This is a genomic window from Streptomyces sp. NPDC059248, assembly GCF_042753905.1.
In the GTDB taxonomy this organism is placed as follows: domain Bacteria; phylum Actinomycetota; class Actinomycetes; order Streptomycetales; family Streptomycetaceae; genus Streptomyces.
Window position 1 is genome coordinate 1 of sequence record NZ_JBHYZV010000135.1, and the last position, 12,051, is coordinate 12,051.

The window sequence follows — 12,051 nt, forward strand, 5'->3', positions numbered from 1 at the left end:
GCACCCCGTCGCGGGGTGCCGCCCTTCCGGCGTCTGTGAGGGTCCGTCCGTCGGCTCAGTAGGCGCCGAAGACGTTGTCGATCGAGCCGTAGCGGTCGGCGGCGTAGTTGGCCGCGGCCACGATGTTGGCGACCGGGTGGTACAGGTCGAACGGGGTGCCCTTGACGTGGTACGTGTTGAAGGTCGGCTGGATGACCTGGAGCAGGCCCTTCGACGGGATACCGTTCCGGGCGTTGATGTCCCAGTTGTTGATCGCCTGCGGGTTACCGCTGGACTCCCGCATGATGTTGCGGTGCAGCCCGTTGTAGGAACCCGGGATGTCGTGCTTGTCCATGATGTCGAGCGCCTCACGGATCCAGCCGTCGAGGTTGTTCGCGTACACCTTGGGCTTGGCGGCCGGCTTGGCGGCGGCGACCGAGCGGGTCGCGGGCTGCGCCTCGGCGGCCCGCTTCTTCGCGGCGTTCGCGGCGGCGGCCTTCTTCACGGCGGCCTCGGCGGCGGTCGCGGCGTCCGCCTTGGACTGGACGACCTGCTTCACGGCCGCCTCGACCTGGGCGTCGAAGCCGTTCTTCCGGGCCTCGGCGCCGGTCGTCAGGACCGCGGCCTGGACGGCCTCGTGCCGGTCGGCCACGGCGGCGGCCGAAACGGCGGCCGTCGGGACCTGCGCGGGGGCGGCCTCGGCCTTGGTGGCACCACCGGGGACGAGGGAGAGGGTGACAGCTGCGGCGCCGGCGGTGGCGATACCGGCGATCGAGACCTTGCGGGCCTTGGTCATACGGATGCTGGGCGCGGACATACAGACGTACCTCTTCGTTCGGGGAATTGCCGCACGAGAACTGCATTCGGTCCCGAGCGGCGCTGCGCTCCCCCGGCGGGGTGGCAACGAGAGGTAATTCTTAGCGCTGGCAAAAACCCTTGGCAATCATGTGACGTACGACCCCGGATAGTGGAACGGGGGCCGGGGAGAACGTCGCTTCTCCGTAGTGGGGCCCGTTCACAAGGTCTTTATCCGTCCACTATCGGGATTCGTAAGTGACCTGCGCCCTATGCCCGGGCTCACATCCGACCCCCTTCGATATCACGATGCGTTGCACCGGCAATTCGATCGGTGAGGGGATTTCCGGAGTTCCGCGCGAAGACCCCCGCCGAAGGCCCGCGGACAGCGCCGGAACCCGTGCGGCGGCCCGGGGAACGGCCCCCCAGTGGGGACGCCACCGGGCCCGCGCGAGCCCGTCCCGGGCGCGTACAAGACGCGTACAAGAGGACAGGGCGCCCGTCACCCGCTCCCGAGGGCTCCCCGGACGCCCTCGGACGCCCCCGCCCCGTTCACCCCCGCCTCACGCCGAAGCGAGCAGCGACCGCGCCCCGTACCGCCCGCTCACCGGCCGCTCGTCCAGCAGCCGCAGAAACGCCGGGACCACCGACTCCGGAGCCGGCCGGTACTCGCCGTCCGCCGCCGGGACGGCCGCCGTGTGCAGATCGGTGTCCATATCGCCCGGATCCACCGCCCACACCCGCAGCCCCGGCTCCTCCACCCCCAGCACCGCCGCCATGTGGTCGAGCGCCGCCTTCGTCGCGCCGTAGCAGCCCCAGGTCTCGTACGGCTCCGCCCCGGCCTCCGAGCTGATCGCCACCACCGTGCCCGCCGCCGACGCCCGCAGCAGCGGCAGCGCCTCCTGCACCAGCCCCAGCGCCGCCACCACATTCACCTCCAGCGCCTCCCGCAGCCCCGCCAGCGCGTGCGCCTCCAGCCGGACCAGCGGCGCAGCCCCCAGCACACTGGCATTGCTCACCAGCAGATCCAGCCCCCCGAGCCCGGCGGCGGCCGCCACCAGCGCCTCCCGGTGGACCCCGTCCGTCACATCCCCGGGCACGGCCACCACCCGCGTCCCGTACGCCGCCGCCTCCCGCGCGGTCCGGGCCAGCACACTCTCCGTCCTGGCGCCCAGCACCAGATCCCAGCCCCGCGCCGCCAGCGCGAGCCCCAGCGCCCGGCCCAGCCCCTTGGAACCACCCGTGATCACCGCTACCGGCATATCGGCATCCCTTTCCACTCGCCGCCCCCGTCGTCCTCTTGTTCTGTGCCGCTTGTTCTGTGCCGCTCCGTGTCCCGCGCCCCCGTCCGCACCGGACGTCGCCACCGTAGGAACCCCGCGCCGCCCGGCGCCTCGTCCCCCGGACCCCCTGCGGCAAGGCACTTCGACCTAGGCCCACGGCCCTAATCACCGGCCGTCCCCGGTCGGATACGCCCCTCGCCGCCCGCCGGTACGGTGAACGCATGAGCCACCGAACCGGCGCCGGACTCGCCGCCGTGAGCAGCGCACTCCTCGCGATGAGCAGACATCTGGAGGTCCGCGACGTCCTCAAGACGATCGTCGCCTCCGCCCGTGAGCTGCTCGACGCCGAGTACGCGGCCCTCGGCGTCCCCGACGACCACGGCGGCTTCGCCCAGTTCGTCGTCGACGGCGTCAGCGACGCCCAGTGGAAGGCCATCGGCCCGCTGCCCCGGCAGCACGGCGTCCTCGCGGCCATGCTCCGCGACGCCCGCACCGAACGGCTCGCCGACGTCCGCCTCGACCCCCGCTTCGGCGGCTGGCCCGCGGCCCACCCCGATATGAAGGACTTCCTCGGCCTTCCCATCAAGGACGGCGACGAGACCATCGGCGCGCTCTTCCTCGCCAACAAGGTGTGCCCCCGTACCGACGGCGGCTGCGGCTTCACCGAGGACGACGAGGAACTGCTGTCGATCCTCGCCCAGCACGCCGCGATCGCCCTCACCAACGCCCGGCTCTACGAACGCAGCCGGGAACTGACCATCGCCGAGGAACGCTCCCGGCTCGCCCATGAGCTGCACGACGCCGTCAGCCAGAAACTCTTCTCCCTCCGGCTCACCGCCCAGGCCGCCGCCGCCCTCGTCGACCGCGACCCGGTCCGGGCCAAGGACGAGCTCCACCAGGTCGCCGCCCTCGCCGCCGAGGCCGCCGACGAGCTGCGCGCCGCCGTCGTGGAGCTGCGCCCCGCCGCACTCGACGAGGACGGGCTGATCAACACCCTCCGCACCCAGATCCAGGTACTCGACCGCGCCCACAGCGCCCGGGTCACCTTCGACACCTGCGGACTCAAGGCACTCCCCGCCGCCCAGGAGGAAGCCCTGCTGCGCGTCGCCCAGGAAGCCCTCCACAACGCGCTGCGCCACTCCGCGGGCGACCGGGTCGACGTCGCCCTCACCCGGCGCGGCCCCGGCGCCGTCCTCAGCGTCACCGACAACGGCAAGGGGTTCGACCCCCGTACGGTCCGCCGGGCCGGCCGGCACCTCGGACTCGTCTCCATGCGCGACCGCGCGAGCGGCGTCGGCGGACGGCTCCGCGTCAGCTCCACGCCCGGCCAGGGCACCACGATCGAAATGGAGGTCCCCGGTGGGTGACCACGACGGCCGCATCCGGGTCCTGATCGTCGACGACCACCAGGTCGTACGGCGCGGACTGCGCACCTTCCTCGAGATCCAGGACGACATCGAAGTCGTCGGCGAGGCCGGCGACGGCGACGAGGGCGTCGCCCGCGCCGAGGAACTCCGGCCGGACGTCGTTCTCATGGACGTCAAGATGCCCGGCACCGACGGCATCCAGGCGCTGCGCCGGCTGCGCGAGGCGGCCAATCCGGCCCGGGTCCTGATCGTCACCAGCTTCACCGAACAGCGGACCGTCGTCCCCGCCCTGCGCGCCGGGGCCTCCGGCTACGTCTACAAGGACATCGACCCCGACGCCCTGGCCGGAGCCATCCGCTCCGTCCACGCCGGACACGTCCTGCTCCAGCCCGAGGTCGCCGGGGCCCTGCTCTCCCAGGACGACCCGGCCACCGGCACCGGCCGCGGCGGCACCCTCACCGAACGGGAGCGCGAGGTCCTCGGCCTGATCGCCGACGGCCGATCCAACCGGGAGATCGCCCGGGCCCTCGTCCTCTCCGAGAAGACCGTCAAGACCCATGTCTCCAACATCCTGATGAAGCTCGACCTCGCCGACCGCACCCAGGCCGCGCTCTGGGCCGTACGCCACGGGCTCACCACCTGACCCACCGGTCTCGGCGCGCACCAACGGGTTCCCGGTCCGCCGAAGATTCATACCGTCGGATGAATGTCACCCGGACGGCGCAACCCCCGCGCCGTCCGGCCGTTCTCCAGGGCGTGCCGCGGCGAACCCGCCCCGGCCGGAGTCCCAGGAGGAACCCCCCAGTGAAGAACCTGAAGAAGGCCGCCGCCCTCACCTTCGTCACCGGCAGCCTGCTCGCCGCGGGCGCGGGCGTCGCCTCCGCCCACGCGGGCGGCGCCCACGCCGGCGGCCACGCCGTCAACTCCCCGGGCGTCGGCTCCGGCAACCTGGTTCAGGTCCCGGTCCACGTCCCGGTGAACGCCTCGGGCAACTCGATCAATGTGATCGGCCTGCTGAACCCGGTCTTCGGCAACGTCGCGCACAACGGCTGACGACCGCCGCCCCCACCCGCCGGAGGGGGACCACCCCCTCCGGCCGGGCGCGGAACCCACCGGGTCAGCGCCCCCGCTCCAGCTCCTCCACATACGCGTTGTACGCGGCCACCCGCGCCCGCCGCGCCACCCGCTCCACCGGCCGCAGCGCCTCACCCCGCGCCGCCATCTCCGACGCGCTCACCGCCCCGCCGTGACCGCCCGTCTGCGCCAGCGACACCAGGGTCCCCACCCGCCCCGCCAGCTCCAGGACCCGTACCGCCCGCTGCGGATATCCCGGTGCCAGGCCCGCGGTCCCCGCCTCCGCCCGCGCCCGATAGGCGTCGATGGCCGCATCGGCCGCCGGACCCGACGCCGCCACATCGAGCCGCGACAGGACCAGGGCCGCCTCCCGCAGGCCCTCCGCCAGCTCCCGCTCCGCCTCCCCGAGCGACGGCACATCCGCCGGATGCTCCTCCCGTACCGGCAGACACTCCCAGACGACCTCCGTATGGACATCGCCCGCGGGCCCGGCCTCGTACACCGAGGGGACAAGACCGAACGGCGCCCCGTACCCGACGGCCGCCTCCGCCGCCTCCAGCGCCCGCGCGTTGAACTCCGGCGGCCCGCTCAGCCCCAGCGGATGCCCCGGCACCGGCAGCGCCACCCGCCACCCCGTCACACCGAGACCCCGCAGCCGCCCCAGGGCCAGCGTCAGCCCCACGGGCCCCGGCTCGCCGGGCAGCCCGCGCACCCGGTGCACCGCGTCGTCACCGGTGATCGCCACCGCCGCGTCGTCCGGCGACACCAGACCCGCCAGCAGGGCGTTGCCCCACATCGCCAGCCGTCCTGAACGTGGTTCCGAAGGATCCGAGATCATGCCCCCCACCCTAAGGAACCCCCGCCCGCGGGAAACCCGCCCCGGAACACCCCGCCACGACGGGGCGGAGCCGCGAGGGACGGACCGGGGGACGGGGAAGCCCGGCAGGTGGCGTAGATTTCTTCGGGGGGCTGCCCACAGGCGTCGAGCCCTCGGACACCTCAACACGATTGCATGGGGAGACAACGCGCTCATGAGCGATGTACTGGAGCTGGTGGACGTATCCGTGGTCCGCGACGGACGTGCTCTGGTGGACGACGTCTCCTGGTCGGTCAAGGAAGGCGAGCGCTGGATCATCCTCGGCCCCAACGGCGCCGGGAAGACCACCCTCCTCAACCTGGCCTCCAGCTACCTCTTCCCCACCACGGGCACCGTACGCATCCTCGACGAACGCCTCGGCGGTGTGGACGTCTTCGAACTCCGCCCCCGGATCGGCATCGCCGGCATCGCCATGGCCGAGAAGCTCCCCAAGCGCCAGACCGTGCTCCAGACCGTCCTCACCGCCGCCTACGGCATGACCGCCACCTGGCACGAGGACTACGACCCGGTCGACGAGGAGCGCGCCCGGGCCTTCCTCGACCGGCTCGGGATGACCGAGTACCTCGACCGCAAGTTCGGCACCCTCTCCGAGGGCGAGCGCAAGCGCACCCTGATCGCCCGGGCCATGATGACCGACCCCGAGCTGCTCCTCCTCGACGAGCCCGCCGCAGGACTCGACCTCGGCGGCCGCGAGGACCTCGTACGCCGGCTCGGACGCCTCGCCCGCGATCCGTACGCCCCCTCCATGATCATGGTCACCCACCATGTCGAGGAGATCGCCCCCGGCTTCACCCATGTCCTGATGATCCGCCAGGGCAAGGTCCTGGCCGCGGGCCCCATCGAGATGGAACTGACCTCCCGCAACCTCTCCCGCTGCTTCGGCCTCCCGCTCGTCGTCGAGCGCCGCGGCGACCGGTGGACCGCCCACGGGCTCCCGCTCGGCTGACGACGCCCGCCGCCCTCGCCCTCTGTCCCGAGCCGACCCGCCCACCTACCATGACCATGTGGAAATCGACGCATGGGTGTGGTGGTTGATCGCGGCGGTCGGACTGGGCATCCCGCTGGTCCTGACGGCGATGCCGGAGTTCGGTATGTTCGCGGCGGGCGCGGTCGTCTCCGCCGTCGTCGCGGCACTCGGCGGCGGGATCGTCGCCCAAGTCCTGGTCTTCGTCGTGGTGTCGGTGGCACTGATCGCCGTCGTCCGGCCGATCGCCGCCCGGCACCGCTCGGGGGCCTCCGGGTTCACCAGCGGCGTCGACGCGCTGAAAGGACGTCAGGCCGTCGTCATCGAACGCGTCGACGGCAACGGCGGCCGGATCAAACTCGCGGGCGAGGTGTGGTCGGCCCGGCCCCTGGACCCCGAACAGAGCTACGAACCCGGCCGGCAGGTCGACGTGGTAGAGATCGACGGGGCGACCGCGGTCGTCATCTGACCGGAACCAGCCGCATGACCGCCCGTCATCTGGGAAACTCGATCATCATCACACCATCATCCGGCAGCGAAGGACACGGGGAAACGCGATGCAACCGATCATCATCGTCCTGATCATTCTGGTGGTGCTGGTCTTCATCGCCCTGATCAAGACGATCCAGGTCATCCCGCAGGCCAGCGCGGCCATCGTCGAACGCTTCGGCCGCTACACCCGCACCCTCAACGCGGGTCTCAACATCGTCGTCCCGTTCATCGACTCGATCCGCAACCGCATCGACCTCCGCGAACAGGTCGTCCCCTTCCCGCCCCAGCCGGTGATCACCCAGGACAACCTGGTCGTCAACATCGACACGGTCATCTACTACCAGGTCACCGACGCCCGGGCCGCGACCTACGAGGTCGCCAGCTACATCCAGGCCATCGAGCAGCTCACGGTCACCACCCTGCGGAACATCATCGGCGGCATGGACCTCGAGCGCACCCTCACCTCCCGCGAGGAGATCAACGCGGCGCTCCGCGGCGTCCTCGACGAGGCCACCGGCAAGTGGGGCATCCGCGTCAACCGCGTCGAGCTGAAGGCCATCGAGCCGCCGACCTCCATCCAGGACTCGATGGAGAAGCAGATGCGCGCCGACCGCGACAAGCGCGCCGCGATCCTCACAGCCGAGGGAATCCGGCAGTCGCAGATCCTGACCGCCGAGGGCGAGAAGCAGTCCGCCATCCTGCGCGCCGAGGGCGAGGCCAAGGCCGCCGCCCTGCGCGCCGAGGGCGAGGCCCAGGCGATCCGTACCGTCTTCGAGTCCATCCACGCCGGCGACCCGGACCAGAAGCTCCTCTCGTACCAGTACCTCCAGATGCTCCCGAAGATCGCCGAAGGCGACGCCAACAAGCTCTGGATCGTCCCCAGCGAGATCGGCGACGCCCTCAAGGGCCTCTCCGGCGCCTTCGGCAACCTCGGCGGCGGCGTCCCCGGCTTCAACACCGGCGGCTCCGGCAAGAGCACCGGCACCGAACGCCGGGAAGTGCCCCCCGTCGACTGATCACCCACCCCGTCCGGCATGATCGGTGCCCAGCGCACCGATCATGCAGGGGGCACCATGACCATCTGGGAGATGCTCGCCGTCTTCGCCGCCGGCATCGGCGCGGGCACCATCAACACCATCGTCGGCTCCGGCACCCTGATCACCTTCCCGGTCCTCCTCGGGGTAGGACTCCCCCCGGTCACCGCCACCGTCTCCAACGGCCTCGGCCTGGTCGCCGGATCCATCAGCGGCGCCATCGGCTACCGCGCCGAACTCACCGGACAGCGCGCCCGTGTCCTGAAACTCTCCGCGGTCGCCGCCGTCGGCGGAGTCGCCGGAGCGGCCCTGCTGCTCACCCTCCCCAGTACGGCCTTCGAGACCATCGTCCCGATCCTGGTCGCCCTCGCCCTGGTCCTGGTGATCCTCCAGCCCCGGATCTCCCGCGCCGTCCAGCGCCGCCGTACCGAGAACGGCACCGTCGCCCACCCCGACGGCGGCCCCCTCCTCGTCGCCGGACTGCTCGCCGCCAGCGTCTACGGCGGCTACTTCACCGCCGCCCAGGGCATCATCTACATGGCCCTGATGGGCATGCTGATCGACGACACCCTCCAGCGCCTCAACGCCACCAAGAACATCCTCGCCGCCGTCGTCAACAGCGTCGCCGCGATCTTCTTCCTCTTCGTCGCCGAGTTCGACTGGACCGCCGTCGTCCTGATCGCCGTCGGCTCCACCATCGGCGGGCAGATCGGCGCCAGGACGGGCCGCCGGCTCTCGCCCGCCGTGCTGCGCGCCCTCATCGTCGTCGTCGGCACCGTCGCCCTGGTCCAGCTCGTCGTCCAGCGGTACGGCTGACGAGACCCCGGCACGCACGAAAGGCCCGCCCCCTTCCGGGAACGGGCCCTCATACAGGACACTCCTAGGCCGTCTCTTGTGGATCTTGCCGGGCTCGCGTGCCCTGGCACCGCGCCTCGCCGCGTTGTCGTCAATCACCAATGCTCCGCAGTGGCTCAATCCTCCGCCTTGCGATCCACGGCACCAGACCCCGCTCCCTGATCCGGCCTGATCCACAAGAAACGACCTAGGCGGCCGGGCGCTCCGCGCGCAGCCACTCCGGCAGCTCCGAACGCTCACCGGCCCGCAGCGACAGCAGCATCGCGTCCGCGGGGGACGGCACGAACGGCTGGTGCAGCAGCGGCATCCCCGCCTCGTCCGGCGTACGGTCGGCTTTGCGGTGGTTGTCCTCGGCGCACGAGGCCACCGTATTCAGCCAACTGTCCGCACCGCCGTGGGACCGCGGCACCACATGGTCCACGGTCGTGGCACGCCTACCGCAGTAGGCGCACCGGTGCTGGTCCCGGACCAGCACCCCCCTTCTCGACCACGGCGCCTGTCTTCGGAACGGCACCCGTACATATCTGCAGAGCCTGATCACCCGGGGCACCGGCAGATCCACCGTGCCGCCGCGCATCCGGAGATCGGGGTGGGCCTGTTCGACGACGGCCTTGGCCTGCAGCACCAGGACCACGGCACGGTTCAGTGACACCGTCGACAGTGGTTCGAAGCTCGCGTTGAGCACCAGCGTGTCCCGCATCGTCCCCCCACCTCCATTCGCCGGCCCGGCCTCCGCGGGCCCGGGGATGGATCAACTCTGTCCGGACGCGCCGTGATGGACAACGCAATATCCGGATCGCCGGGCCACCGGCGCCGCTGGACGAAAAAAACTGCCCTGTCCTGATCTCTCCAGGACCAGGACAGGGCAAACTACAAACGAACGGTCAGTGCGGCCGTGACCGCTGGGCGAATCTCAGCTTCCGGCCGGAATCTCGTACTCCCCGACGAGCTGGGCCCGGCCCAGCGCGTGGAACCGGAGATGGAACCCGACCACCGCGGGCGACGCGTCGGCATCGGGGCCGAGTTTCTCGCCGTCGACCGCGTACACCGTGAAGACATAGCGGTGCGGCCCGTCGCCCGCCGGGGGAGCGGCTCCGCCGAATTCCCGGGACCCGTAGTCGTTGCGGACGTGCACCGCGCCCTCGGGCAGCCCGGCGAACGATCCGCCGCCGGCGCCCGCGGGCAGCTCGGTCACCGACACCGGGATGTCGAACAGCACCCAGTGCCAGAATCCGCTCCCCGTCGGCGCGTCCGGGTCGAAGCAGGTCACGGCGAAACTCTTGGTCCCCGCCGGGAACCCCTCCCAGCGCAGCTGCGGGGAGGTGTTCCCCTCCGCGTACACCTGGTCGGACTTCAGCACCGCCCCCGGCGTCAGGTCGTCGCTCACCACGGTGAACGACGCCACCTCGGGATGGAACGCGTGCGGCAGGGGAGCCCGCTGCTGCTCGGTCACTTCTGAACCTCCGATTCGCTGTCCGACTTGCCGACCCCGACCCTAGGGTCTGGAGAGCCGGGCCGTCAGAACCAGTTGCGCCGACCGCCCACCTCGGCGATCCACTGGTTCAGATAGGCCGGCCAGTCCGTGGACGCGAAGTCGTGGTGACCGACCTTGAACGCCTTGTACGAGTCACTGCCCTCGGTGAACAGCCCCGGCTTCTTGTCCATCTCCAGGATCACGTCCATCTCCCGGTCGTCGGCGACGAACGTCAGCTCGACCTGGTGCAGTCCCCGGAAGCGCTCCGGCGGCAGGAACTCGATCTCCTGGTAGAACGGCAGCCGCTGCCGGGTGCCCCGGATCTGCCCGCGCTCCATGTCGGCGCTCTTGAAACGGAAGCCCAGCTGCCCGAAAGCGTCGATGATCGCCTGCTGCGACGGCAGCGGGTGCACCTGGATCGGGTCCAGATCGCCCGCGTCCACCGCCCGCGCGATCTCCAGTTCCGTGCTCACCCCGATCTCCATACCGCGCATCCGCTGCCCGGCGATCGTGTTCACCGGCGTCTCCCACGGGATGTCCAGCCCGAACGGCACCACATGCGCCGCCCCGGCCTGCACCTCGAACTCACCGCCGATCCGCTGCTTCACGAATTCGATGTCCTGCTTGACCTCGTGGTCGCCGCTCTCCACCTCGACGCGCGCCTGGAGCCCGACGGACAGCCCCTCGATGCGCTGGGCCACCGAACCGCCCTGGATTCTCACCTCGCCCTGGACGACACCACCGGGAACGACGTTCTCCTCGGTGAGCACCGTTTCCACCGAAGCGCCACCGGCGCCGAGGCTCGCGAGCAGCTTCTTGAAGCCCATGTCCTGATCCACTCCTTTGTGCGGCTTGTGCACCATGGAAACGCGGGGCGGCCCTCCTCGGTTCCGCGGGTACCCTCGGACGCCATGATCGAGCCACCCGCCAGGACCCCCGTGCCCCGGACCTTCCTCGACCGTCCCGTCCTGGAAGTAGCGCCCGACCTCCTCGGCTGCGTCCTGGTACGCCGGACCGCCGAGGGCCTGATCGAGCTGCGCATCACGGAGGTCGAGGCGTACGCCGGCGAGCTGGACCCCGGCTCCCACGCCTTCCGGGGCCGCACCCCGCGCAACGACGTCATGTTCGGCCCGCCCGGCCACGCCTATGTCTACTTCACCTACGGGATGTGGCACTGCCTCAATGTGGTCTGCGGGCCCGAGGGGCGGGCGAGCGGGGTCCTGCTGCGCGCGGGCGAGGTCCTGAGAGGCCAGGAGCTGGCCCGTAAACGTCGACTCTCGGCCCGATACGACAAGGAACTGGCCAAAGGCCCGGCCCGGCTCGCGACCGCCCTCGACGTCGACCGCGCCCTCAACGGCACGGACCTCTGCCCGGGCCGCGCGAGCGCCGCGGCCCCCCTCACCCTCTTCCCCGGTCCCGCTCCCTCGCCTGACCAGGTACGCAGCGGCCCTCGTACCGGGGTCGGCGGCGACGGGGCCCACCACCCGTGGCGGTACTGGATCGACGGCGACCCCACGGTGAGCCCGTATCGGGCCCACACCCCCCGCAAGAGGACAACTTGACTCGTCCATCCCGGACGCCTAACGTAGCCCGAGCCGCTTGAGACGGGCCCTGCTGTTCAGCAGCCCCCGAAGCGGCCATCCACTACTGACGACAAAGCCTCAACGGGCGCGATTTCGGCATGCCGGAAATCGTTTCGGATGACTCGATTATGAGTCGCCGGAGAAATCGGCTAACGTAGTGAACACGCCGAAAGGCACCCGCCGAAAGGCAAAAAGGCTTCTCCAACGGCCACTCGATCAGAATCCAAGTCCGGAAACGGAATGGGAAAACGGTCTGGTAAGGTTGGAAACGCAA

At 70.8% G+C, this 12,051-nt stretch carries 14 protein-coding genes; 8 read left to right on the forward strand and 6 right to left on the reverse strand.

Annotation, left to right across the window (positions count from 1 at the left end; all coding sequences use genetic code 11):
* Positions 1-55: 55 nt before the first annotated feature.
* Together ACFXG1_RS32145 and ACFXG1_RS32150 are read right to left on the reverse strand one after the other, a co-directional pair.
* Positions 56-796, reverse strand: coding sequence for a transglycosylase SLT domain-containing protein (locus ACFXG1_RS32145; RefSeq protein WP_384719670.1), 741 nt, complete (start codon positions 794-796; stop codon positions 56-58).
* Positions 797-1,337: 541 nt separating this feature from the next.
* Positions 1,338-2,036 carry an SDR family NAD(P)-dependent oxidoreductase gene (locus tag ACFXG1_RS32150; protein ID WP_384719668.1) on the reverse strand — a complete coding sequence of 233 codons (699 nt, stop codon included), beginning with the start codon at positions 2,034-2,036 and terminating at the stop codon, positions 1,338-1,340.
* Between the two features lie 242 nt (positions 2,037-2,278).
* Between ACFXG1_RS32150 and ACFXG1_RS32155 the strand changes: the two genes are divergently transcribed.
* The 3 genes from ACFXG1_RS32155 (at position 2,279) to ACFXG1_RS32165 (ending at position 4,477) form a co-directional block, all read left to right on the forward strand.
* Positions 2,279-3,424 (forward strand): GAF domain-containing sensor histidine kinase, encoded by a 1,146-nt coding sequence (locus ACFXG1_RS32155; RefSeq protein WP_384719666.1) that lies wholly within the window; start codon positions 2,279-2,281, stop codon positions 3,422-3,424.
* On the forward strand, positions 3,417-4,067 hold the full coding sequence (locus ACFXG1_RS32160) for a response regulator (RefSeq protein ID WP_384719664.1): 651 nt from the start codon (positions 3,417-3,419) through the stop codon (positions 4,065-4,067). Before ACFXG1_RS32155 ends, ACFXG1_RS32160 begins: the two co-directional genes overlap by 8 nt.
* A 161-nt stretch (positions 4,068-4,228) precedes the next feature.
* Complete coding sequence (locus ACFXG1_RS32165) at positions 4,229-4,477, forward strand: chaplin (protein ID WP_384745726.1); 249 nt, start codon at positions 4,229-4,231, stop codon at positions 4,475-4,477.
* 64 nt (positions 4,478-4,541) lie between these two features.
* Here the strand turns inward: ACFXG1_RS32165 and ACFXG1_RS32170 are convergent, their stop codons facing one another.
* The gene (locus tag ACFXG1_RS32170; protein WP_384719776.1) at positions 4,542-5,336 is read right to left on the reverse strand and encodes a hypothetical protein; all 795 of its coding nucleotides are present in this window, start codon (positions 5,334-5,336) and stop codon (positions 4,542-4,544) included.
* A gap of 193 nt (positions 5,337-5,529) precedes the next feature.
* On the opposite strand from ACFXG1_RS32170, the gene ACFXG1_RS32175 reads away from it, so the two are divergent.
* From ACFXG1_RS32175 to ACFXG1_RS32190, 4 genes are all read left to right on the forward strand, one after another.
* Positions 5,530-6,321, forward strand: coding sequence for an ABC transporter ATP-binding protein (locus tag ACFXG1_RS32175; RefSeq protein ID WP_384719778.1), 792 nt, complete (start codon positions 5,530-5,532; stop codon positions 6,319-6,321).
* 58 nt (positions 6,322-6,379) lie between these two features.
* Positions 6,380-6,808, forward strand: a complete 429-nt coding sequence (locus ACFXG1_RS32180) for an NfeD family protein (RefSeq protein ID WP_384719780.1) — start codon at positions 6,380-6,382, stop codon at positions 6,806-6,808.
* Positions 6,809-6,896: 88 nt separating this feature from the next.
* The gene (locus ACFXG1_RS32185; RefSeq protein WP_384719782.1) at positions 6,897-7,847 is read left to right on the forward strand and encodes an SPFH domain-containing protein; all 951 of its coding nucleotides are present in this window, start codon (positions 6,897-6,899) and stop codon (positions 7,845-7,847) included.
* 57 nt (positions 7,848-7,904) lie between these two features.
* Positions 7,905-8,681 carry a sulfite exporter TauE/SafE family protein gene (locus tag ACFXG1_RS32190; RefSeq protein ID WP_384719784.1) on the forward strand — a complete coding sequence of 259 codons (777 nt, stop codon included), beginning with the start codon at positions 7,905-7,907 and terminating at the stop codon, positions 8,679-8,681.
* Between the two features lie 226 nt (positions 8,682-8,907).
* Here the strand turns inward: ACFXG1_RS32190 and ACFXG1_RS32195 are convergent, their stop codons facing one another.
* The 3 genes from ACFXG1_RS32195 to ACFXG1_RS32205 form a co-directional block, all read right to left on the reverse strand.
* Positions 8,908-9,420, reverse strand: a complete 513-nt coding sequence (locus ACFXG1_RS32195; RefSeq protein WP_384721416.1) for an HNH endonuclease — start codon at positions 9,418-9,420, stop codon at positions 8,908-8,910.
* Positions 9,421-9,633: 213 nt separating this feature from the next.
* Positions 9,634-10,173, reverse strand: a complete 540-nt coding sequence (locus ACFXG1_RS32200; protein WP_384721419.1) for a YbhB/YbcL family Raf kinase inhibitor-like protein — start codon at positions 10,171-10,173, stop codon at positions 9,634-9,636.
* Between the two features lie 65 nt (positions 10,174-10,238).
* Entirely contained in the window at positions 10,239-11,021 is a 783-nt protein-coding gene (locus ACFXG1_RS32205) for a sporulation protein (protein ID WP_384721422.1), read from the reverse strand.
* Positions 11,022-11,105: 84 nt separating this feature from the next.
* Here ACFXG1_RS32205 and ACFXG1_RS32210 point away from each other — a divergent pair, with 84 nt between their 5' ends.
* A complete protein-coding gene (locus tag ACFXG1_RS32210) occupies positions 11,106-11,756 on the forward strand; it encodes a DNA-3-methyladenine glycosylase (protein WP_384721426.1) in 651 nt (216 codons plus the stop codon).
* The last annotated feature ends 295 nt before the right edge of the window (positions 11,757-12,051 follow it).

Coding starts and splice junctions, on each gene's coding strand:
- ACFXG1_RS32175 (WP_384719778.1), top strand. CDS start 5,530: ATGAGCGATGTACTGGAGCTGGTGGACGTATCCGTGGTCCGCGACGGA.
- ACFXG1_RS32195 (WP_384721416.1), bottom strand. CDS start 9,420: ATGCGGGACACGCTGGTGCTCAACGCGAGCTTCGAACCACTGTCGACG.
- ACFXG1_RS32155 (WP_384719666.1), top strand. CDS start 2,279: ATGAGCCACCGAACCGGCGCCGGACTCGCCGCCGTGAGCAGCGCACTC.
- ACFXG1_RS32170 (WP_384719776.1), bottom strand. CDS start 5,336: ATGATCTCGGATCCTTCGGAACCACGTTCAGGACGGCTGGCGATGTGG.
- ACFXG1_RS32210 (WP_384721426.1), top strand. CDS start 11,106: ATGATCGAGCCACCCGCCAGGACCCCCGTGCCCCGGACCTTCCTCGAC.
- ACFXG1_RS32185 (WP_384719782.1), top strand. CDS start 6,897: ATGCAACCGATCATCATCGTCCTGATCATTCTGGTGGTGCTGGTCTTC.
- ACFXG1_RS32190 (WP_384719784.1), top strand. CDS start 7,905: ATGACCATCTGGGAGATGCTCGCCGTCTTCGCCGCCGGCATCGGCGCG.
- ACFXG1_RS32145 (WP_384719670.1), bottom strand. CDS start 796: ATGTCCGCGCCCAGCATCCGTATGACCAAGGCCCGCAAGGTCTCGATC.
- ACFXG1_RS32150 (WP_384719668.1), bottom strand. CDS start 2,036: ATGCCGGTAGCGGTGATCACGGGTGGTTCCAAGGGGCTGGGCCGGGCG.
- ACFXG1_RS32205 (WP_384721422.1), bottom strand. CDS start 11,021: ATGGGCTTCAAGAAGCTGCTCGCGAGCCTCGGCGCCGGTGGCGCTTCG.